The organism is Ignavibacteriales bacterium (assembly GCA_026390575.1).
In the GTDB taxonomy this organism is placed as follows: Bacteria; Bacteroidota; Ignavibacteria; order UBA10030; family UBA10030; genus Fen-1298.
Genome location: JAPLFR010000001.1, coordinates 116,624 through 136,166, shown reverse-complemented (window position 1 = coordinate 136,166; position 19,543 = coordinate 116,624). Strand labels below are relative to the sequence as shown.

At 41.6% G+C, this 19,543-nt stretch carries 17 protein-coding genes; 10 read left to right on the top strand and 7 right to left on the bottom strand.

Annotation, left to right across the window (positions count from 1 at the left end; genetic code table 11):
* The first annotated feature begins 673 nt into the window (after positions 1 to 673).
* From NTX44_00595 to NTX44_00555, 9 genes are all read left to right on the top strand, one after another.
* A complete protein-coding gene (locus NTX44_00595) occupies positions 674 to 1,723 on the top strand; it encodes an N-6 DNA methylase (protein MCX6120105.1) in 1,050 nt (349 codons plus the stop codon).
* A complete protein-coding gene (locus NTX44_00590) occupies positions 1,724 to 2,371 on the top strand; it encodes a hypothetical protein (GenBank protein MCX6120104.1) in 648 nt (215 codons plus the stop codon). It abuts the gene before it with no gap.
* Positions 2,372 to 2,375: 4 nt separating this feature from the next.
* Positions 2,376 to 3,113, top strand: coding sequence for a hypothetical protein (locus tag NTX44_00585; GenBank protein ID MCX6120103.1), 738 nt, complete (start codon positions 2,376 to 2,378; stop codon positions 3,111 to 3,113).
* A 681-nt stretch (positions 3,114 to 3,794) separates the two neighbouring features.
* Positions 3,795 to 4,532: a Swt1 family HEPN domain-containing protein gene (locus NTX44_00580; GenBank protein MCX6120102.1), complete on the top strand. Its 738-nt coding sequence runs from the start codon at positions 3,795 to 3,797 to the stop codon at positions 4,530 to 4,532.
* Positions 4,533 to 4,791: 259 nt separating this feature from the next.
* Entirely contained in the window at positions 4,792 to 5,403 is a 612-nt protein-coding gene (locus NTX44_00575; protein MCX6120101.1) for a hypothetical protein, read from the top strand.
* A 63-nt stretch (positions 5,404 to 5,466) separates the two neighbouring features.
* Positions 5,467 to 6,222, top strand: a complete 756-nt coding sequence (locus tag NTX44_00570; protein ID MCX6120100.1) for a DNA/RNA non-specific endonuclease — start codon at positions 5,467 to 5,469, stop codon at positions 6,220 to 6,222.
* A gap of 25 nt (positions 6,223 to 6,247) precedes the next feature.
* Positions 6,248 to 6,376, top strand: a complete 129-nt coding sequence (locus NTX44_00565; protein MCX6120099.1) for a hypothetical protein — start codon at positions 6,248 to 6,250, stop codon at positions 6,374 to 6,376.
* A 122-nt stretch (positions 6,377 to 6,498) separates the two neighbouring features.
* Positions 6,499 to 7,056 (top strand): isoprenylcysteine carboxylmethyltransferase family protein, encoded by a 558-nt coding sequence (locus NTX44_00560; protein MCX6120098.1) that lies wholly within the window; start codon positions 6,499 to 6,501, stop codon positions 7,054 to 7,056.
* A gap of 120 nt (positions 7,057 to 7,176) precedes the next feature.
* Entirely contained in the window at positions 7,177 to 7,998 is an 822-nt protein-coding gene (locus NTX44_00555) for a class I SAM-dependent methyltransferase (GenBank protein MCX6120097.1), read from the top strand.
* A gap of 188 nt (positions 7,999 to 8,186) precedes the next feature.
* On the opposite strand, the gene NTX44_00550 is transcribed toward NTX44_00555, so the two are convergent.
* From NTX44_00550 to NTX44_00535, 4 genes are all read right to left on the bottom strand, one after another.
* Positions 8,187 to 9,659 carry a PAS domain S-box protein gene (locus NTX44_00550; GenBank protein ID MCX6120096.1) on the bottom strand — a complete coding sequence of 491 codons (1,473 nt, stop codon included), beginning with the start codon at positions 9,657 to 9,659 and terminating at the stop codon, positions 8,187 to 8,189.
* Positions 9,660 to 9,692: 33 nt separating this feature from the next.
* Positions 9,693 to 10,694 carry a sensor domain-containing diguanylate cyclase gene (locus NTX44_00545; GenBank protein MCX6120095.1) on the bottom strand — a complete coding sequence of 334 codons (1,002 nt, stop codon included), beginning with the start codon at positions 10,692 to 10,694 and terminating at the stop codon, positions 9,693 to 9,695.
* Between the two features lie 123 nt (positions 10,695 to 10,817).
* On the bottom strand, positions 10,818 to 12,254 hold the full coding sequence (locus NTX44_00540; protein ID MCX6120094.1) for an aminopeptidase P N-terminal domain-containing protein: 1,437 nt from the start codon (positions 12,252 to 12,254) through the stop codon (positions 10,818 to 10,820).
* Positions 12,255 to 12,351: 97 nt separating this feature from the next.
* Positions 12,352 to 13,206, bottom strand: coding sequence for a hypothetical protein (locus tag NTX44_00535; GenBank protein MCX6120093.1), 855 nt, complete (start codon positions 13,204 to 13,206; stop codon positions 12,352 to 12,354).
* A gap of 211 nt (positions 13,207 to 13,417) precedes the next feature.
* Between NTX44_00535 and NTX44_00530 the strand changes: the two genes are divergently transcribed.
* Positions 13,418 to 15,133, top strand: a complete 1,716-nt coding sequence (locus NTX44_00530; protein MCX6120092.1) for an AMP-binding protein — start codon at positions 13,418 to 13,420, stop codon at positions 15,131 to 15,133.
* Between the two features lie 335 nt (positions 15,134 to 15,468).
* Here the strand turns inward: NTX44_00530 and cysK are convergent, their stop codons facing one another.
* The 3 genes from cysK to NTX44_00515 all read right to left on the bottom strand — a co-directional run bounded on the left by cysK (position 15,469) and on the right by NTX44_00515 (position 19,529).
* Positions 15,469 to 16,377, bottom strand: a complete 909-nt coding sequence (gene cysK, locus NTX44_00525) for a cysteine synthase A (protein MCX6120091.1) — start codon at positions 16,375 to 16,377, stop codon at positions 15,469 to 15,471.
* A 381-nt stretch (positions 16,378 to 16,758) separates the two neighbouring features.
* A complete protein-coding gene (locus tag NTX44_00520) occupies positions 16,759 to 17,610 on the bottom strand; it encodes a serine acetyltransferase (protein MCX6120090.1) in 852 nt (283 codons plus the stop codon).
* A gap of 314 nt (positions 17,611 to 17,924) precedes the next feature.
* Complete coding sequence (locus NTX44_00515) at positions 17,925 to 19,529, bottom strand: ATP-binding protein (protein ID MCX6120089.1); 1,605 nt, start codon at positions 19,527 to 19,529, stop codon at positions 17,925 to 17,927.
* Positions 19,530 to 19,543: the final 14 nt, after the last annotated feature.

Below are 19,543 nucleotides of genomic sequence, written 5' to 3'. Positions count from 1 at the left end.
CCAATAGTGAGTTATTTTTATGATTACGATTGATGGAAAATTGGCATTATGAATTACTATTCATTAGGATTTGATAATCTTTTGAATACTTTCTTTCTAACCCCCATGCGCTGTCTCCCCGACAACGCATGAGCCTCCCTAAGCGCCTGGCATTTGGTAGTGTGTCAGGCGCTGTTTTTTTTGATAAGACACTCGCTTTGCGCTTGACATTCTCAGACCTCCGGCTGGCTTATTGACAATGATTTTAAACAGAGCTACAATATCACAGTAGTTGCCATTACGTGGAGGTACTAGGCAGCAACATGACTATACCACGATCACCAAAGATTTAAAATAAATTCCTGCAATTTTCTTGCGGCTGAAGCATGCAATTTCTCATTCATCGAATACGCTAAAGGATAAAAAGAGCTTATTTTGTATAGCGAGAATGGACTAATAGGAATTATTAGATAAAAGATATAGGGATAACCACAAACAGCACTTTTCCAAGGGACTGCGGAGGACGCAGTCTATAATACAAAATACGCATATTAGGCTGAATGATGCAGTTTAACCAGCAGAAATGAACAATTATGCTGCGTCGCGCAGTCTAATCATAGTTAGCTGGCGTTTGAATTGAGTTATGTTTTCAAGAGGCAGATTGACCCCGTTTTTTGTATATTAAAGCCAATCCATGAACAAGACCATTCATATAAAAGAGAAATTAGCAGAATCTTTTCGTCGGTACGGCGTAGAAGGTGAAGCTGCTTTCCATTCAATAGCACTCCAGTATTATAGGAAATACTCAAAAGTACTTCAAAATATCCCAGAGCCCATTGTTTACAAGTGGTCACGTTCCTATTCAAATCTCGAAACTGATCTGAATATTAAAACATTTCTTAATGATCTGGTTTTACAAGACCCAATGGGTGAAAAGCTTTCTGATTTATATCAATTTTTCATTGGCAGAAAATTCAGGGAAGGTTCTGGAAAATTTTTTACTCCCAAAGTGGTCGCATCTGCAATGGCAAAAATGCTTCCTTCAATTGAAAACCCTACTATTATGGATCCGACCTGTGGAGGCGGAACGTTCCTTGCGGAAGCATCATATCTTTGGCGCCAAGATAAATGTACTCTAGTAGCTAATGATATTGAATATTCTCTTATAGAATTGTCGATGCTTGTTCTTGGATTATCTACTCCAAAGAAACATCGTAAATATTTTAGTTCTATCAACATTTTTGATCCATCCAAGGAGATCACTTCTTGGTATGGTCAAGTAGACTTCATTCTTGCAAATCCACCATTTTCTTTACAAATCGATAATGAACAATTTGACAGTGAACTTTTTCTTGCAGGCTATCGAAATAGTGATGCTCTATTTATTGATACTGCTTTAAAACTTTTAAAACCCGGTGGAAGACTTATTTCTCTTTTACCTCATTCAGTGATAGCCAACAAAGATTTTTCTAGTTTAAGAAATATCGTAGAAAAAAGGTGGAACCCGCTTGGCATTATAAGCCTCCCTGAAGGAGTGTTTCACTTAGCCGCTGGGACTACAACTAGAGCGGACATTGTTGTTCTTCAGAAAAGAGGTTCCCCATCAAAGAATGGTCATAAAATGTTTTTTGCTTCTACGCCTTCCGTCGGTATTAAACTAAACCGAAATGCCTTACAACCAGATACCAACGATTTAGAAACTCTTCTCGATGAGAAGGAAGTTCAAAAGGTTCTTAATATCTAAATGAAAAATAATGGAAAATACTTTTTCTCAGTTGTAAATAAAGATGAGTTTATCTCATCGGTGTGGGATCCTTATGTTTACAAACGAAATGGGAACAGTTATATCCTGTCTGATTTTGCAACACTGAGCAAACCAACAAGCAGAAAAATCTCTTTAACTGAAACGCCTTATCAACCAATTGAATATCGAGATATTCCAGAAGGTGACTACCTCAGCTTTTCCTTGCGAGAACAAAAGCACATGCCAAAATCTTCTTTCCCGATAGTTGGAGAGAATGAACTACTGTTTGGCACAATGCGGGCTTATCTAGCGAATATTATTATTACTCCATTATCAAGCTGGGTTCAAAAGGAATCTCCGATATATTTTCCGATAAAATCAGAATTCTTACTTGTTTCTCCCCATGATAAACTTTCTTATTTCTGGCTTGCCTTTCTTCGTTCGCATGTCTTTCTAGATAGTTTACCACTCGGAAGCGGTGGTACTAGACCCCGTCTTCATCTCGATTCGTTGGGGCAGACCCCCGTTCTTGTTCCGCCTCTTCATGATAGGTTAATAATTCATAATCAATTGAAGGAACTTGCAATGAATGAATGGCAAAATTACTGCAAAGTATTCTTCGCTATCAATTCACTAAATCAGAAATGACATAATGCCAAATATTACCGCCGATGCCCTTTCCTCTCTTAGAAATGAATTTGATCCTCTAATTGGTCTTAAAGTCGACTGGCTTTCTCTCCCCGAAGATGCTCTTCCTGGTTTTGAACCCAGCCAAATTGCTGTCATTGTTAATACAATTTTAGATGCTGCATTACCACAAATCTCGTTGCTTGCTACTACTACTGAAAATAAAACGAAGCTTTTGCAAATCGGTTTAACAAAATCTCCTAATCAAATTGGCGAACGTGAAGAATATCCAGATTACATTCACAAATCTGGATATAGAGTTGAACTTAAAGGTCTCTTTGTAGATAACGAAGCTATAAAATTTAAAAGACCACCAACAAGAAGAGAACCATCTGCGCGACTTAAAGAAAATGTTACCGTAAAAGAAGTGGATCAGACAAAAGATGTTCTTATGCTTCTTGCCGTTCAGCTTCAGGAGTTCTCTGGAATTTGTCATCCTGTAATAATAGATATTGGCTTATTTCCAGTAATGAAATGTATCCAAGCACGCGATAAAAGACTGAAGGATGCCGGGGGAAAATGGTTTAACGGTATTCCCAAAGTCGTCAAAAAGGATCGTATGAAAAAATATCGTGCCGGCAAAAAGTTGACAAATGCTGACTACGAAAAAGATACCAACTTTGGTAAATTAAAAAGAATACCCTATAAACCTCTTCAAGCCTTTATGCGCAAACATGGTGCATTAGGTGACGACAATGAGTAGAAAGAAATAGCAGCAAACGCCAGCTAACCAGCGGCTCAAGCTGACCGAATGAACGTGGTACGTTAAGCATGGCTTGCATAGGTTTCGGTTCTTAATAATAAACTTTTCAGCATGAACTTGTTTCGTTTGGTACATTTTGTGAGTTATCAGTGCGGCAGCTTAGACGCCATCCATTAGGTTGCGCACAAAGAGTCTCTAAATCAATCATTTAAGAAAGGTCATCCCAATGTCAGATTCCACCGATAGCAATTTGATGTCAAAGGAAACGTTTGCCCTACTTCAAGACATCTTTATTTTATTGGCTCTTCAAGCAGGAATGAATGTTGAGTCTGTCCGACAACATTTGAGAGTTGATAAAAAGCGGATAAACAAGATATCGACCAAAATAAATCTGAAACGCAAGATTTCTTAGCTCTTTAGAAATTTGCGATTTCATCAATAATAGGAGGTAATATGAGTAGCGACCAGATACTCCAAGATGTTCAAAATCAACTTACCATTTTGTCTCGATTAATAGCATATCAAACAGTATCAAAAATGACTCTTTCTGAGGGTGCTCCCTTACTGCGTAGACTTGGATTCAGTAATTCTGAAATAGCTGCAATCTATGAGACCACTTCAAATACCGTGGCCGTCCGAATTGCGGAGTCCAAGAAGCATCCGAAAATCAAGGAGTAGGCAGTGGTAAACAAATCCTTACGCAGGGAGCTTCTTTCCCGCCTCAAGGTCACTCAACAGGCTTTGAGTTTTCGTGCCAAGAAGATCAAAGACAAATTTGGTCCAATGACTACAGAGGAAGCCGTATATGTGATTGCACATAAAGAGGGCTTGGACCTTTCACGCTATCTCAAACTCGATCAGCTCGATCGCGTAAGGGCGCTTGTCCCCAAGGATATGCCTGCACCTCGTCAGGTTTCTCCAAAGAGGCAGCCCGGATCGGTAAAAGCCAAATACGCGTTTCCTTTAGTACCACTTAGCACTATTTCACGCGCAATGGCCATAGGTCAAGAAACCTATCCGCAGGTTGTTGTTCTAGAGACATCTATCAGAACGCTAATAGAATCTATACTGAAGAAGATAAATGTAAATTGGTGGCCTGATCTCATAGATCCGGATGTAGTCAAGAGCGTAAATCGTATAAAGAAGAAGGAAGCGAACTATCCATACCGAGAACGTCGTGGAAAGAAAGATATTCTTTACTGTAATTTCGCGGATTTAAAAACTATAATTGATTACCAGTATCCTCATTTCAAGTTCATCATTGTTGATCAAGCTTGGTTTGATGCGAAAATGAATGAAATCTATATGGCACGCAATAACCTAGCCCATAGCGTTCTTCTCTCAAAAGATGATATTTCTCGAATTGCTCTCTTCTATCGTGATTGGAGTCGTTTGTTGAAAACAGCTGGCCTAAGTTAAGTGTGCGCAACCTAACCAGGCACTCAAGCTGACGGTTGTCAGCTGAGTACGTTAAGTCCCGAAAAAAAGCTGCGGGATACAAAAATCACACATGGCGCGTAGAGGTTTCGGTTCTTAATAGTAATCACTCGAGCTTGAACTTGGTTCGTTTAGTACATTTTGAAAGTTATCAGTGAGGCAGTGACGCTTCACGCCATGCTCCACTTAGCCGCCATCCGTTAGGCAACATTGAAAATAATAGAGGAGGTAAAATATGTGTTTGACCACTTCTGAATTAGTTCAAATTGGTTCTCTGATTGTACTCGCTTTCTATACGGTTGTTACGTACAAGTTACTTACTTCCCAAAATAGGCAAAGCTTTGAAAATCAATTTTTTCAACTTCTGAACCTTCATCATGGAATAGTAAACGCTATAGAGAGATATGTAGGCAATTTGCCTGTTCATGGAAGAAGAAATTTTGAAGTATTCAATAGTGAATTTCTTGCTTCATTTCAAAAGGAGTACGCGAAAAATCATTTAGCAGAACAAGGTGCAATTATTAGCGCGGCTTACCGAACCTTCTTTCCAACTCGTCAGCCAGAAATCGGGCATTATTTCCGCAATCTTTATCATATAATTAAGTTCATTGATGATTCTAAATCGAAGAAAAAGGAATATTTCGTGCATCTTGTCCGAGCCCAACTTTCTAGCCAAGAGTTGCTTCTGCTTTTCTATAACTGTTTAGGGCCTTATGGGATTGAAAAGTTTAAGCCACTTGTTGAAAGATATTCTTTACTCGAAAATATGCCTGAGGATGAGATCATCAGTAAGAAACTAAATTTACCATTAGATCATAAAACCTTATATGATCCACATGCATTTCAGAAATAATTTTTCACAACGGCGCCTAACCAGGCACTACCACCCAACAAGACGGCGGGTAAATGGAAAACAATGAAAAATAAATATTATTTGATATTCCTCATCCTCCTGTGCGGGTCTTTTACAGAACAAAGCACTGCGCAGGAGTTTAATTATCAGCCTAAAACGAAAAAGGGATTTTTAGTACAACACAAATACTATTCGCTTTCATATGTACATAAGTATAAAGATGCTGAATGGGTTGCGTACAGGTTAACAAATACGATGATCGTTGGTCCGGCAGAACGAAAGGATAATTTTTGTTATGATTCGCTTGTACCCGGAGGAACCGCAGGAAAGGACGATTATCCTGGGAAGGATTACGACCGAGGGCATTTATGTCCGGCAGAAGATATGAGTTTTTCGCAGGAAGCGACCGATTCAACTTTCTATATGAGCAATATGACGCCGCAGATGGGTAGCTTCAATAGAGGCATCTGGAAGAAGCTCGAAATGAAAGTGCGAGAATGGGCAAAAAAATATAAAGAGCTCTATGTCGTAAGCGGGGCTGTTTTAAAGAACGGTTTGCAGAGAATTGGCCCGAAGAAGGATATCAGTGTACCGATGCAATTTTATAAAGTCGTTCTTGTGAATACAAAAACCGACAAGAAGATGATCGCTTTTCTTTTCCCTCATAAAAAATCAGATGCCGCACTTGCAACGTTTGCTGTGCCAGCAGATAGCGTCGAAAAGATTACAGGGATTGATTTCTTCCCTGCTCTACCAAATAAATTGGAAAAAGAATTAGAACGCAAAGTTGTGCTTGATGGATGGGATGGGGTGCAATGAGTTAAGAGTTAAGAATGAAGAGCGAATGATCTATAGGAGAGGAAATCCCGCCCGACTTCGTCGCGGTCTCGTCCCGACAATGTCGGGACGGATTATGCGGGATTACATTATTAAGCCGCTGGCTGTTAGGCAGCTTCGCAAAACCAAAGAATAGACGATACCATGAGACAAATAATTGAATTTCTCGTCAGGGTTGCCCTTTTAGCGTTTATCTGCCTTGTCTTCTGGTGGACGCCAGATGTACCACTGTCAAATGCCATGAATCTTACCGTCATTATGGGAGGGGTATTGTTTACATTCCCCCTTGTTTGGCTCGGCAGGAAGATACTAGACCGACACCGAACAATGGGCCGCGCCATCTGGACGACGACGTTTGTACATGTTGGTCTGGGTTTTACGTTTGGTGTTCCTATAGTTCGAGCAGTAACCACGCATCAAGATTGGTCTGGTTGGGTACTCCCAGTACCATCTGGAATCGGCTTGGCGCTGGTCATTATTACTGGGGTGGCTTCTTTGCTGGTAGTGGTAAACCTTGCTTTGAAAGGATTCGGTGCCCCCTTTTTCATACAGCTCAGTCGGAAATTGGCGGTAGATTGGTTGTATGCTTGGACTCGTAATCCTATGGTGCTTGCAGGTCTGGCCTGGTTCCTATCATTGGGAATCTGGTTTCAGTCAGTGCTGTTTGTGCTCTGGGTTCTCATCCTGTTTGCACCAGCATTGCTTTTCTTCGTGAAAGTGTATGAAGAGCGAGAATTGGAGATTCGATTTGGGGCATCCTACATGGAGTACAAATCCAGGACGCCTATGTTGTTCCCAAGAAGACCAATAAGTTGAATGATTCGCCGCCTAACGAGGAGCTCCCGCTCAAAAGACGGCGGGCAGGCAAACAACGCGGAAAAAAGCCGGTTGGTTAGCGGCAATTAAGAAATACGTTGAGAACCAAAGGAATAAAACATGAATAATAAAATTAAAGTCGAATTAGGAGACATTCAAAAAACTCTTTTTATGCCGGTATGGGCAAGAGCAGTCGAAGCTAAAAAGAATAAACCAATATTGATTGATAAAGCAGCAGTAAAAATTATTGACCTTGTTGATTATGATTTATCGCAGATGTCGAAAAATATATCTGAAATTAGTCAGATTGCATGGATCGCACGTTGCAAAAGATTTGATTCCGTAATAGAAAACTTTATCACCAATCATCCCAACGGAACAATTGTAAATATTGGTTGTGGATTAGACACTACTTATGAAAGACTTAATAATAAGTCGATTCTTTGGTATGACTTAGACCTTCCAGATGTGATAGATTTAAGAAAGAAATTCATGAGTGAGAACGGAAACAGAGACTTTATTTCATGTTCTTTTCTTGACACAAAATGGTTTAATAAGATTGTTAGCCCTGATAAGGTTCTGTTTATAGCAACCGGAGTATTCGTTTATTTTGAAGAAGGAGAAATAAAGAATTTCATTGTTAAGCTCGCCGACAAATTTGATAATTCCGAATTGTTTTTTGATGTAACATCCCCCAAAGGAGTTAATATAGCAAACCAAATAATTCATAAATCTGGATTAGATTCCAAATCATTCTTTAAATGGGGTCTAAAGAATAAGTCAATCATAACTTCATGGGATAATAGGATTAGGATATTAAATACGTTTTACACCTTCAAGATAAGTGGGCTTCGATTGAGTTTTAGAAATAAAATCTTGGGCTTGATTTCAGATTCTCTTGACGTGCAGTATATGCTACATTTGTCGATATCAAAAACATAAAATGCCGCCTAATCAGGCGCTCCCCGCTATGCTTTTTGGCGGGCTCCGCAATCTTTATCTCTTCCTCAGTCAACCCGTACAACTCATACACCGCTTCGTCAATTTGGCGATCTAAGGTTGTATTAGGAATCTTGTTACCTCCTCATGTTCATAGAAAATTTGATGCTATAGAAATAATATCCATAACATCATCGTTTTTTCTCTGCTTTTTTAAATTTCTTTGTTCCTTTTTGTTTCTTTATTCCTTTTGGTTTCTTTGTTCTTTTCAGTTTCTCTGTCCCTTTTAGTTCGGCAGTGTCAAACTCAGGATACAATTTCGGAAAACAATCGGGGCATACACCATGTGTGAACTTTGCATCTGTGTGCTTCTGAATATAACCCTCAACTTGCTGCCAGTATCCTTTATCGTCTCGTATCTTCTTGCATACCGAACATATCGGGAGCAAACCACTTAATGTCTTGACTTGAGCGATTGCCTCTTGAAGTCTGTGAAAAAGTTTTTGTTTATCTTCTTCCAACCACTTTCGATTCGTGATGTCGCGTGAGACACCCATCACAGCAGAAACATGGCCGGTATCATCTCGAAGCGGCACCAACCACGTGCTGAGCCAGATCACTTGATCTTTATGTGCAGCTTTGCTTTCATCATAGTGGGGTTTTCCTGTTTCAAAAACATTTTGCAAAGATCGTTGCTGCTTGTATGATATTTCTGGCGGGAACAATGAGACCCTTGTTTTTCCAATAATCTCTTCCGGTCGTTGGTGGAATAGTTCAGCAGCGGATGTATTTACGTATTCCACGAGATCATCACGGTTGACAATAAAGATCATATCATGTGCTGCTTCGGACAATGTTCGATACCGTTCTTCACTCACGCGCAATGCTTCTTCTGCCCGTTTACGCTTTGTGATGTCGCGTGCTATGACTTGAACTGCGTTTATTCCATTGAACGTAATTGGAGCGGACACCACTTCCACATCGACGACTGTTCCATCCACACACAAGAATTTTTCCTCTGTCATAGGTTGTGCTTTACCGTATTCCATTGCTCCAATAATCCGCTTATGCACAAATTCCTTAAAATCCGGGTGAACAACATCGAGGACTGGTTTGCCAATCAGTTCCGATCTGTCGTGCGCGCGTAACAACTTGACTGCGGCGGGGTTAACGTATACGATCCTTCCGTTGGCATGCACAGCAACAGTATCCGGGGAAAACTCGATGAGACACCGATACCGTTCTTCGCTCTCACGCAGTGCTTCTTCTGTTTGATGATGCTCCCTGCGCACTCGTGCCTCTTCAATTTCGCGTTCTACTACCGGCACCAAGTGGATGAGTTTGTCTTTCATGATGTAGTCATTCGCACCGGATTTTAAAAGTTCCACTGCAGTTTCTTCGCCGATTTTATCAGAAACGACAATAAAGGGAATATCCAGGGCAGATTCTTGTAACAGTGCGAGGGCAACAGACGCATTAAACCGCGGCAATTTATAATCGGCAATGATAATGTCCCAAGCGAGGATTTTTAAAGCCGCTTTCATCTCATCGATAGTCTCGATTCGTTCGTGATATACTGTATAGTGCGCTTTTTTTAACTGTCGCAATACGAGATCAGCATCGTTTTCGGAGTCTTCGATCATGAGAACATGCAACGTGTCCATAACATCCTCTTTCATTTTTCTTTTTTCCGCCGTTTAAAGATGTGCTATTCTATTTCTTCCATTGCGCTGGGCATCATACAGTGCCTCTTTGACAGCAATCAACAATTCCTTTTCCGAGACAGCGTTCTTCGGCAATGCCGCTATACCAATGCTGACCGTTGTGCGAATTCCCTGTTGAGTAAATTCTTTCTCCTCAATCGTCTTGCGCAATTCTTCAGCGAATGCTATACCTGCTTCCAGTGAAGCATTCTCGCGAAGAACGATAATTTCGTCAAATCCATAACGACTGGCAGCATCCATAGGACGTACGCGAGCTTTGACAAGACTCGCAATTTCTTTCAGCACTTTTTTCGACGCTTCATAGCCGTACGTTCCGCCAATTTGTTTGTAGTTATCAATATCCAAAATGAAGAGAGAGATACTCTCATGGCTTTCTTCGGCGCGGGAGATACTGGCATTGAGCCGTTCAAGAAAAGGCGCGTACTTTTCTAATTCCGTTTCATGGTCAATTTTATCTAAACGCAGATTCTTTTCATAGAGATAGGATTTATTCAAGGCAATGCTTGTGAGATCGGCAAAGCTCTGGAGTGTCCGCAAATCGTGCTCGGTAAAGGTATCCGGTTCACGCGCATCGGCATAGAGATAACCAAGTGTCCGAAGTTCTGCTGAGATCTGTAAACACACAGCAGAACGAAATGAGTGTTCCAACTGCACTTCAGCCGCGAGCTGTGATTCTCGTTCTCCATCTGCAATGAGTATTGGCTTTCCCGTGGATAGCATTTTGGCAATCGCACCGGTACCGAGCGAGCGCCGGAATTCTTTTACATAGCGGTGAGATAAATTATGATTTGTGAATACTTGCAAGTACTCCGTTGCAGGATCGATGATAATCACTGCACAGGTTTGACAGCCGAAGATACGCACGATTCGATCGACAATGAGCGAAAGCACGCGCTCCGGTTCGTGTGTAGATTTGAGAATACTCAGAACTTCAGAGAAAAAGTGCAGGCATTCTTCAGGTTTCAAGTGAGACATACGCCACCTCCTTGCTGGATGTGATTGAGAAACACTTGAGAAAAAATATCGATGAAAAATATTTATACTATGATGATAATGTATTTATCTCTTCTGTTGTCCTACCTTTTTCCTCATACTTTTTCATTTTTCTCTCGATCTTTTACCCTGTTTCATCAATGCTTCAATTTCTTCTACCGTTCGCGGCGCGGTCTTCGAAAGTACTGTACATCCATTCTCGGTTACCAGGAGGTCATCTTCAATTCGGATTCCGATACCCCAGTACTTTTTGTCACAGTTACTACTGTCAGGAATATATAATCCGGGCTCCATTGTTAAGACCATTCCTGGTATCAACTTTGTTGTCGAACCAACATCATGGACATCCAATCCTATAAAGTGGCTGATCCCATGCGGGCAATATTTTTTTGCTTCGCTTTTATCTTGAATAATGCCCAGTTTCACCAACCCTTCACCGAGAACTTCCATTGCCTTTGTTCCCGACACATTCATCGGTACATCTGATCTGACTTCTTTGATCGCTGAATTCTGTGCACGTAAAACAAGCTCGTAGATTTCCCTTTGTGCTGAAGAATATGTTCCATTCACCGGAATCGTGCGCGTTACATCAGCTGAGTAGCCATGGTATTCCCCGCCAATATCCATCACGACGAGCTCTCCGCCGCTCATTCGCCTGCGGTTTGCATCGTAATGAATGCTCAACGTGTTAGGTCCAGAACCGACGATGGAGGGAAAACCGTAGAATTCACAGCCGCTCCGCGTGCAGCAATATTCGATGACTGCTTGAAGTTCGTATTCGTACATCCCCGGTTCACAACTTTTTATTGCTTCAATACATCCAAACACGGTAGCATCGATTGCCTTCTGTATGAATACCAATTCTGCTGGAGATTTCACGGAGCGCAAATCATTCACTAACAATCCAGAACCTTTTATTGTAAGATTCGGATATTTTTCTTCCAACTTTTTTCTCACTTCACGTACTGCCACAAATTTTGTACTTGAAATAGGGTCGAAAAGAATATCAGGCAAGGAAGGTGTGTAATAGAGAATATTTTTCGATTGAAGAATTTGCGGTAAGAGTTCTTTCAACTTTTCGGTTGTGAGCACAACACTCTTGTTCTCTTGAGCGCCGAAACCAAGTACGTGTTTCGCTCCTTCCAAACCAAGATTGTCGCCGCTCCAGCTTTTCATGTGTTCTCCGACAAAGAAGATTTCCTTCGCGATCGTAGCACTGTCTATTCGTATTCCGTTTGGTGCAAGTATCAGTGTGCTGTTCGTTTCATTGCAGCCTGTGAGATACAAAAAATTATCATTCTGCCGAAATTTGTAATCCACATCTCCATTCCGATTGTCGGAATCATTTGCATGAAAAACAGCAACAGAGCCAGAATCCATCATTGCAGTAACTGCTGCCCGGCGCTGTTGATACTCTTGCGGTTTGAAGCCGTCCGTGTCGTCCATGCCATACTGTGCAAAGGGCGGGGTACGAGAAGTTTGACTTGAAGCGAATGGAACATCTAGAAGAAAGAGAAGAACGAAGAAAGAAACCTGTTTCATACTATCTCACCATCTCAAGTAACTATGGAATCTATAATACCTTGGCGTCAACGAGAACAACAATGCTCGTTGACGCTGAAAGGTCAAGTTACTTAAATTATTTTACCAAAGCAGATTTTACTGTTGTACTGACCGACATTGTTGAAGCGCCTGTTTGTGATCCGGTCGCGGTTGTCGTCATTTCAGTTTCATTGGATTGTTCTGAGAGAACAAAGACACCCTCTGCAGGTGCAATATATGCCGTACCAATAATTTTCACCGTTCCATCGATTGTTACATCAGTTCCTCGCTGTGCGCCGCTCCCTTCGATCGTGCTTGTTCCTGTGATAGCGATCTTCCAGCAATTCAAATCATTTTTCTTTTCTGCAGCTATAATCTTAAAATCAAGATTCTGTTTCGTCACCATTTTCATCCCGCCGCGGGAAACTGTATCAGGAATATCTTTCTTCCATGAATCATTCACATCTAATTCTTTCTCCGGAAGTTCAAACAGTATTTGTTTAAATAAGTCCTTCGGAGCTAAACTCGCCATCATTTGTAGACGGGATGGAGGAATAGTATCGATAGGCTCAACCGATAGTGTTTTGCCTTTGTCTGTCGCGACAACCTTTACTCGTTTGCCAACATATTCCTGCATCACTATTGTGCTGTCGTTAAACCCCATCATCGGCATATTTAATCTGATGTTAAATTTCTCAAATTTTATCGTCAACGTCATCACACAGGCATTCACACTAACAAGCGAGATTGAATAATCGAAATCGGCACCGGAGGTCATGGTAAATTCCTGCCCCATCGCCTGACCGGATGTCTTACTTTCAACAACTGTAGAATATTTATATGCTTTCCCCTTTTCAAAATTGTAGCGAAGCTTTTGTCCTGCAGTACTGGTCTGACAAAGCAAAAAAACGAGAAGTGCAGCAAGACCAGCAAGAATTCTTCCTAAACGCATAAAAATCCTCCTTTTTGAATAATGACAACAATCATCGACAAAACATTCATATATGAACACACGCAGTGAAACTGTCAACCGAATATCAATTCATGGAAGCATGGTAGGAATATTTTAAACCGCCTGCAAGTACGGAGACAAGAATGAAATGTTTCCAATTGTCTCTTTTTCTTCTTACTTTTATGCCATAAAAATTATGGAAGGTTGAATTATGCTTTCTCAATACGGCGGTGGAACAGATCAGCAGTATTTCACTCTACAGCACATGATCGAGGAAAGCTGCCAGAAAAACTCATCGAATATAGCACTTTCCTATACCGATGAAGAACCAATAAGATATTCTGACCTGAAACGGCAGATTGATCATCTCTCCGGTTTTTTGAGAAACCAAGGCGTCACGCAAGGTGACCGTGTAGCAATCCTGGGCGAGAATAGTCCACAATGGGGCATTGCATATTTCGCTATTACAACAATGGGCGCTGTTGTCGTACCGATTTTACCTGATTTTAATACTTCCGAGATTCATCATATACTAGGCCACTCCGGCAGCAAAGTCATTTTCATATCCGAACGTTATTTTTATAAGATTGAAGATTTGGATTTTACTGAATTCAACAGTGTTATTTTATTGAACGACTTTTCCATTATAAATCCGGAAATGTCGAAGGCAACGCTGCGTCAATTGATATCAGATGGAAGCAAAGAGTTACGCAAAATTAAGAACCTTGTTTTAGGTTTGGCGGGATTCATTCAGAAAGAGATCAAAGAAGACGACATCGCATCTATTATATATACATCGGGAACCACCGGAAATTCAAAGGGCGTTATGCTCACCCATAAGAACATTGTCTGGAATGCATTTGCGGCATCGAAGATACCCGATTTCACAGCGGATGACCGTATGCTCTCTGTTCTTCCGCTGGCTCATGTCTACGAATGTACACTTGGTTTAGTACTTCCTATCATGTGCGGCTCATCGGTGTATTATATAAAGAAACCTCCCACAGCCGCTGTTTTACTTCCAGCATTGGAGATGGTAAAACCAACAGCAATGTTAACTGTCCCTTTGATTATTGAAAAAATGTACAAGACACGCATTGTACCTGAAATCAAAAGACGACTTTTGGTCCGGCTCGTCTATAAATTTCCAGTGGTCCGCAAACATATCCACAAAATTGCCGGCAATAAATTAAAGGAGACATTTGGCGGTGCGATGAGATTTTTTGGAGTCGGTGGTGCGGCTCTCGCTCCAGAAGTGGAACGTTTCCTGCGCGACGCAGAATTTCCTTATGCTATTGGTTATGGATTGACAGAAACATCACCGCTTATCGCAGGGGCAAATGCGGAAAATACACGTTACAGATCCACGGGTCCTATAGTTCCCGGGCTTGAAGTGCGTATCGAAAATCAGGATTCAAAAACCGGTATCGGAGAAATTGCCGTGCGTGGGCCGAGTATTATGAAAGGATACTATCGTGATCCAGGTTTGACAGCAGAAGTGGTATCACCTGATGGTTGGTTCCATACAGGCGATCTCGGAAGTTTCGATAAGAATGGTTTTCTCTATATCAACGGTCGGTTAAAAAATATCATTCTCGGACCAAGCGGCGAGAATATTTATCCCGAAGTCATTGAATCTGTCATCAACAGATTAGATATTATACTCGAGTCTCTTGTGTATCAAGATGAAGGGCAGCTCGTGGCACGCGTGTATCTTGATTATGAAAAACTCGATGTTGAATTCTCTGATATAGGGTTAACGGAATCACAAGCGCGCGAGCGTATTAAACAACTCTGTGAAGATATTAAAAAACAGGTGAACGAACAAGTTTCTTCGTTTTCACGTCTCGCCCGTGTTATCGAACAAACAGCACCGTTTGAAAAGACACCAACTCAAAAAATTAAGCGATATCTCTATGCCACTTGAGCAAAACCCTATCTGGCATCTTCCTCACCATAGACCATAGTGTATTTCATCATTAATGAAGAAGAACGATTACTGGTTCAGTTAAAAGAGTTGTGTCAAGAAAATATTGAAGATTTTTTAAAAAATAATTGGATTATTTTTTAAAAAACTCTTGACAATTAAGCACTTGAGCCATATCTTATGGCGTGCAGTCTCCCCGACTGCACATAGTTAGCCTCCCTATACCCCGGCGTCTGGTAGTGCGTCGGGGTATTTTTTTGATTTTTGGGGGAATTATTACACGAAGGAAGTAAACTATTTCTTCAAAGTTTGTTACTCATTTATCCTGCTTCTTGTCAAAACAATCCTTCAACCGATAAATAACGTTCGCCTGTGTCGTAGTTGAACGTCAGCACCCTCCCATTCTTTGGAAGTTCTGAAAGTTTCTTTGCCACAGCGGCAAGTGACGCTCCGGTAGAAATGCCTACAAGGATACCTTCCTCGCGTGCGCATCGCTGAGTGTACTCAAATGCTTCCTCTTTTGTAATCTGAACAACGCCATTTAATATTTCCGCGTGAAGATTTTTAGGAATAAATCCAGCACCAATGCCCTGCAGCGGATGCGGGCTTGGTTGCCCGCCACTGAGAACTGGAGAAAGTGCCGGTTCTACAGCAAATACCTTGAGCTGTTTGAATTTTTTCTTGAGCACTTCCGCCACGCCGGTAATGTGACCGCCAGTGCCTACACCTGAGACAAGCATATCGATCCCTTCTGGGAAATCGTGAAAAATTTCTTCGGCTGTTGTCTTCCGGTGAATTTCAATGTTCGATGCATTCTCGAACTGCTGCGGAATCCATGCGTTTTGCATTGACGATGCAAGTTCGTTCGCTCGTTCTATGGCACCTTTCATTCCTTTCTCTCTCGGTGTTAAATCAATGTGAGCGCCATAGGCTGTCATGAGCTTCCGTCGTTCAAGAGACATGGATTCCGGCATCACGAGAATGAGCTTGTAGTGTTTCACTGCTGCAACCATCGCCAGACCGATGCCCGTATTACCAGAAGTCGGTTCGATGATGATCGTCTCAGGATTCAATTCTCCACGGTGCTCTGCATCTTCAATCATCGACAATGCAATGCGATCCTTAAGGCTTCCACCGGGATTAGCGCGCTCTAGTTTTATCCAAACTTCATAGCCGCCAAAGAGCCGATTGATACGAACGTGTGGTGTGTTGCCAATTGTCTCCAAAACAGATTTTGCTTTCATAATTATTCTTACCTACTTAGCGAATGAGAAAAACAAGTTAAATATCGGCATCGTGTGTTGAACTCCTAACGGAGTTCTCTTTCTATTGTCGGCTTTTGTTACAAACATGCAACTCCTACGGAGTTCTTTTACCGGAATCTGAAATCCACAAATCCCTTAGGCCTGCCTGCTCGCCGACCTGCCCGCCGAACAAGTTCTCTGGCAGGCGGGCGCACTTCGTGCTTAGGCGAGCCTGCCGCAGGCAGGGATTGTACGTTTGTAATTCTTCGGAACAAAAACAATGTAGCACTTAATAGGATTTCTATACGTTCAGGTTAGTAAATTCGAGTTCCTGTTATGTTCGATTGTTATACCGAGTGATTACGTTTTTTCTATCTTTAATCAAATACTGAAATCGATGGGAGCGCCCGTCATCTCTTTCGGACGCACTGTGACTTTACTTTCTTGATAGACAGATGAAAAGGGCGGCACGCTCGCTGTAAGCCACACGTTACCGCCGATGACACTATGACGGCCAACAACAGTCTCACCGCCAAGAATAATCGCTTGAGCATAAATCACTACATCATCTTCTATGGTCGGATGGCGTTTTGATTTTGCAAATTTTTTATCCACGCTCAGCGCTCCGAGTGTCACACCTTGATATATCTTTACGTTATTTCCGATGATCGAAGATTCACCAATAACAATGCCTGTTCCATGATCAATTGCAAACGAAGAGCCGATACGTGCGCCTGGGTGAATATCAATACCCGTCATTTGATGCGCATATTCGGTGATGAGACGCGGGAAGATGGGAACATGCATCAAATATAATTCGTGAGCGAGGCGATAATATGCTATGGCTGTGAATCCTGGATATGCAAGTATGACTTCGTCGACACTTTCCGCCGCCGGATCGCCACTCGTGATCGCTTCGGCATCAAGCCATAGCTTATCGTGAATATTGGGAAGCGCATGCATAAACTGCATCGCTATCTCATCCAAGTGTAACGAAGTATCTTTTAAAATTGGAATAAGGAGTCGTTTCAAATCACGTTCTAACAAGACAAGACGCGATTCTATCTCTTCTGTAGTGAAGAATCCTTCCTTGCAAAAGTGTGGAAATAAAACGGACATCATATTATCAACAAATTCTTGCGTCCCCTTCTTCATCTGAAACCCTAAAGAATGATCGTCCCGCCGTTCTTTCAGGGTTTTTGCAAACTCGTTATATTCCATATCAGCATTCATTTTCTATCCTTCTCAAATTAATGAATCATTATGTACTAGTCCTAATGCGTTTTATTTCACATAGGTTCCCGGAAAAGAAAAGAGCCCATCCCGATGATTCAAGACGAGCTCTTTTCCCAAGAAACAAAATATAAACAATCACATTGCTTGTAAGTACCCTGCTCGTCCGTTTATAAAAAAGCAATAACAGATATTTTGATAAAATATTTCAATCACGTAAAAAACCCTATCCATAATATGTACAAAGAAATAATTCAATTCAAGGACTCGATGTACTTTTCCATCGAGCTATATCCGCTTCAGCGGGTTCTTCGTTAACTTCTTTTTTGATTCCACCAATGTTCCATGACATCTGTAATGTCCGTCTTTTTACCGGATTGCTTCCACTTATCGAAGAATTTAACATCCATGCTGTGCGGTGTCGGTTGTGGAAAATCAATTTGCACGCGCTGCGGAATAGGAATTGCATCACCGATAATAATTGCCTCGCCCTGGCGCAAAAGTGGAACGACACTATCCAAGCCGCTAAATGAATCTGGCACAAGACGGCGGATATATGCTTGATCCGTCGGATTGAGAAGGCGAAGGATAATAAAATTGTTGCACTGCGAAAGAATCGTTTCTGAAATATCCGATGGCCGCTGGCTCACAATCATGCAGCTGACGCCATACTTTCTTCCCTCTTTTGCGATACGCTCGACTGTACGCCGCGCCGCCTTCGATCCATCCGTTGAAGTTGAGAGGTAATTGTGCGCTTCCTCGAACACAAGCAGTATCGGTAAATCATTTCGTTGGGGATTCCAAAAATTAAAATCGAACGTCGCTCGCGCTATAAGCGCGGAAATAGTCTTGACAACATCAGAAGGAACGCCGCTCATGTCCCATATCGTAATCCTCGCTTTGCTGGCAAGCCCAAAGAGTGTCATAAATAGTGGCACAACGGATTCTGTTTCCACGCATATATTTGGTTGAAACATAAACGCATAGCGCGGATCGTTCATTTTATTATCGAGGCGAATCAACAAACGGGAAAATTTGCCGAAGTATGTCCCTTCTTTCATTCCCACCGCACTCGTCACCTTTTCCGTATCCATAAAATGCAGCTTCGAACGAATTTCTTTTAAATCGTAAGCAACCGGTGAATCGATAGTTATGACATCCGCAAGTGTCGGATTTTTCGCTTTCTTCGCAGCGTAGATAAGATCTTGCAGAACCGCTCCTTGGATGGATGCATTTTCATCTGATGGTTCAACAAACATTTCCAACATTTCTTCAGCATTCATCAGCCAGAATGGAAGCTCCAGGGATGCAATCTCACAGTACTGGCCTGTTTCGGGGAATGCTTGTCGATATTCATTATGAAGATCGAGCAAAACAATATGTGTATCTGCGAACTGAGCAACTTTTTGCAGAATGGAAGCGACAGAATATGACTTGCCGGAACCGCTAGAGCCAAGGACTGCAAGATGTTTTCCAAAAAACTTATTCGGATCCAAATATGCGCGTTCATTCTCGAATAAAGAAAGCTGCCCGACAGAAAAATTGTATTGCTGATATGCGGCGAATATGGATTTAATGTCCTTATCTTCCAGTAAATAGACAACCATATCCACTGTAGGCATCACCGAGACACCGGTCTCATATTTTCCTTTCCGAATGGTTCCTACCAATGTCACCGTCATGAGATATCGAATAAAGCTCACCCCATCTTCACGGGTTTCTTCTTTCTTGATACCTGAAACCATGCCGATGATATATATGGCACCAATGGGAATGAGCACATAGGAGCCGATCTGACCAATGTAATAGATCCTGTCTCCAATCTTTTTGGTCATATTTGTAATTTCTCTGTCAAGGAGAACAACGATAGTTGCGTTGACTACTTCTTTTACAATCCCTAACTGCTTTTGTTCCCACATAGTTTTTCCGGTCG

Excerpts from the sequence above, each read along its gene's own strand:
- NTX44_00595 (MCX6120105.1), top strand. The coding sequence starts at position 674 with ATGAACAAGACCATTCATATAAAAGAGAAATTAGCAGAATCTTTTCGT.
- NTX44_00590 (MCX6120104.1), top strand. The coding sequence starts at position 1,724 with ATGAAAAATAATGGAAAATACTTTTTCTCAGTTGTAAATAAAGATGAG.
- NTX44_00585 (MCX6120103.1), top strand. The coding sequence starts at position 2,376 with ATGCCAAATATTACCGCCGATGCCCTTTCCTCTCTTAGAAATGAATTT.
- NTX44_00570 (MCX6120100.1), top strand. The coding sequence starts at position 5,467 with ATGAAAAATAAATATTATTTGATATTCCTCATCCTCCTGTGCGGGTCT.
- NTX44_00565 (MCX6120099.1), top strand. The coding sequence starts at position 6,248 with ATGATCTATAGGAGAGGAAATCCCGCCCGACTTCGTCGCGGTCTCGTC.
- NTX44_00560 (MCX6120098.1), top strand. The coding sequence starts at position 6,499 with ATGGGAGGGGTATTGTTTACATTCCCCCTTGTTTGGCTCGGCAGGAAG.
- NTX44_00555 (MCX6120097.1), top strand. The coding sequence starts at position 7,177 with ATGAATAATAAAATTAAAGTCGAATTAGGAGACATTCAAAAAACTCTT.
- NTX44_00550 (MCX6120096.1), bottom strand. The coding sequence starts at position 9,659 with ATGGACACGTTGCATGTTCTCATGATCGAAGACTCCGAAAACGATGCT.
- NTX44_00545 (MCX6120095.1), bottom strand. The coding sequence starts at position 10,694 with ATGTCTCACTTGAAACCTGAAGAATGCCTGCACTTTTTCTCTGAAGTT.
- NTX44_00540 (MCX6120094.1), bottom strand. The coding sequence starts at position 12,254 with ATGAAACAGGTTTCTTTCTTCGTTCTTCTCTTTCTTCTAGATGTTCCA.
- NTX44_00535 (MCX6120093.1), bottom strand. The coding sequence starts at position 13,206 with ATGCGTTTAGGAAGAATTCTTGCTGGTCTTGCTGCACTTCTCGTTTTT.
- NTX44_00530 (MCX6120092.1), top strand. The coding sequence starts at position 13,418 with ATGCTTTCTCAATACGGCGGTGGAACAGATCAGCAGTATTTCACTCTA.
- cysK (MCX6120091.1), bottom strand. The coding sequence starts at position 16,377 with ATGAAAGCAAAATCTGTTTTGGAGACAATTGGCAACACACCACACGTT.
- NTX44_00520 (MCX6120090.1), bottom strand. The coding sequence starts at position 17,610 with ATGAATGCTGATATGGAATATAACGAGTTTGCAAAAACCCTGAAAGAA.
- NTX44_00515 (MCX6120089.1), bottom strand. The coding sequence starts at position 19,529 with ATGTGGGAACAAAAGCAGTTAGGGATTGTAAAAGAAGTAGTCAACGCA.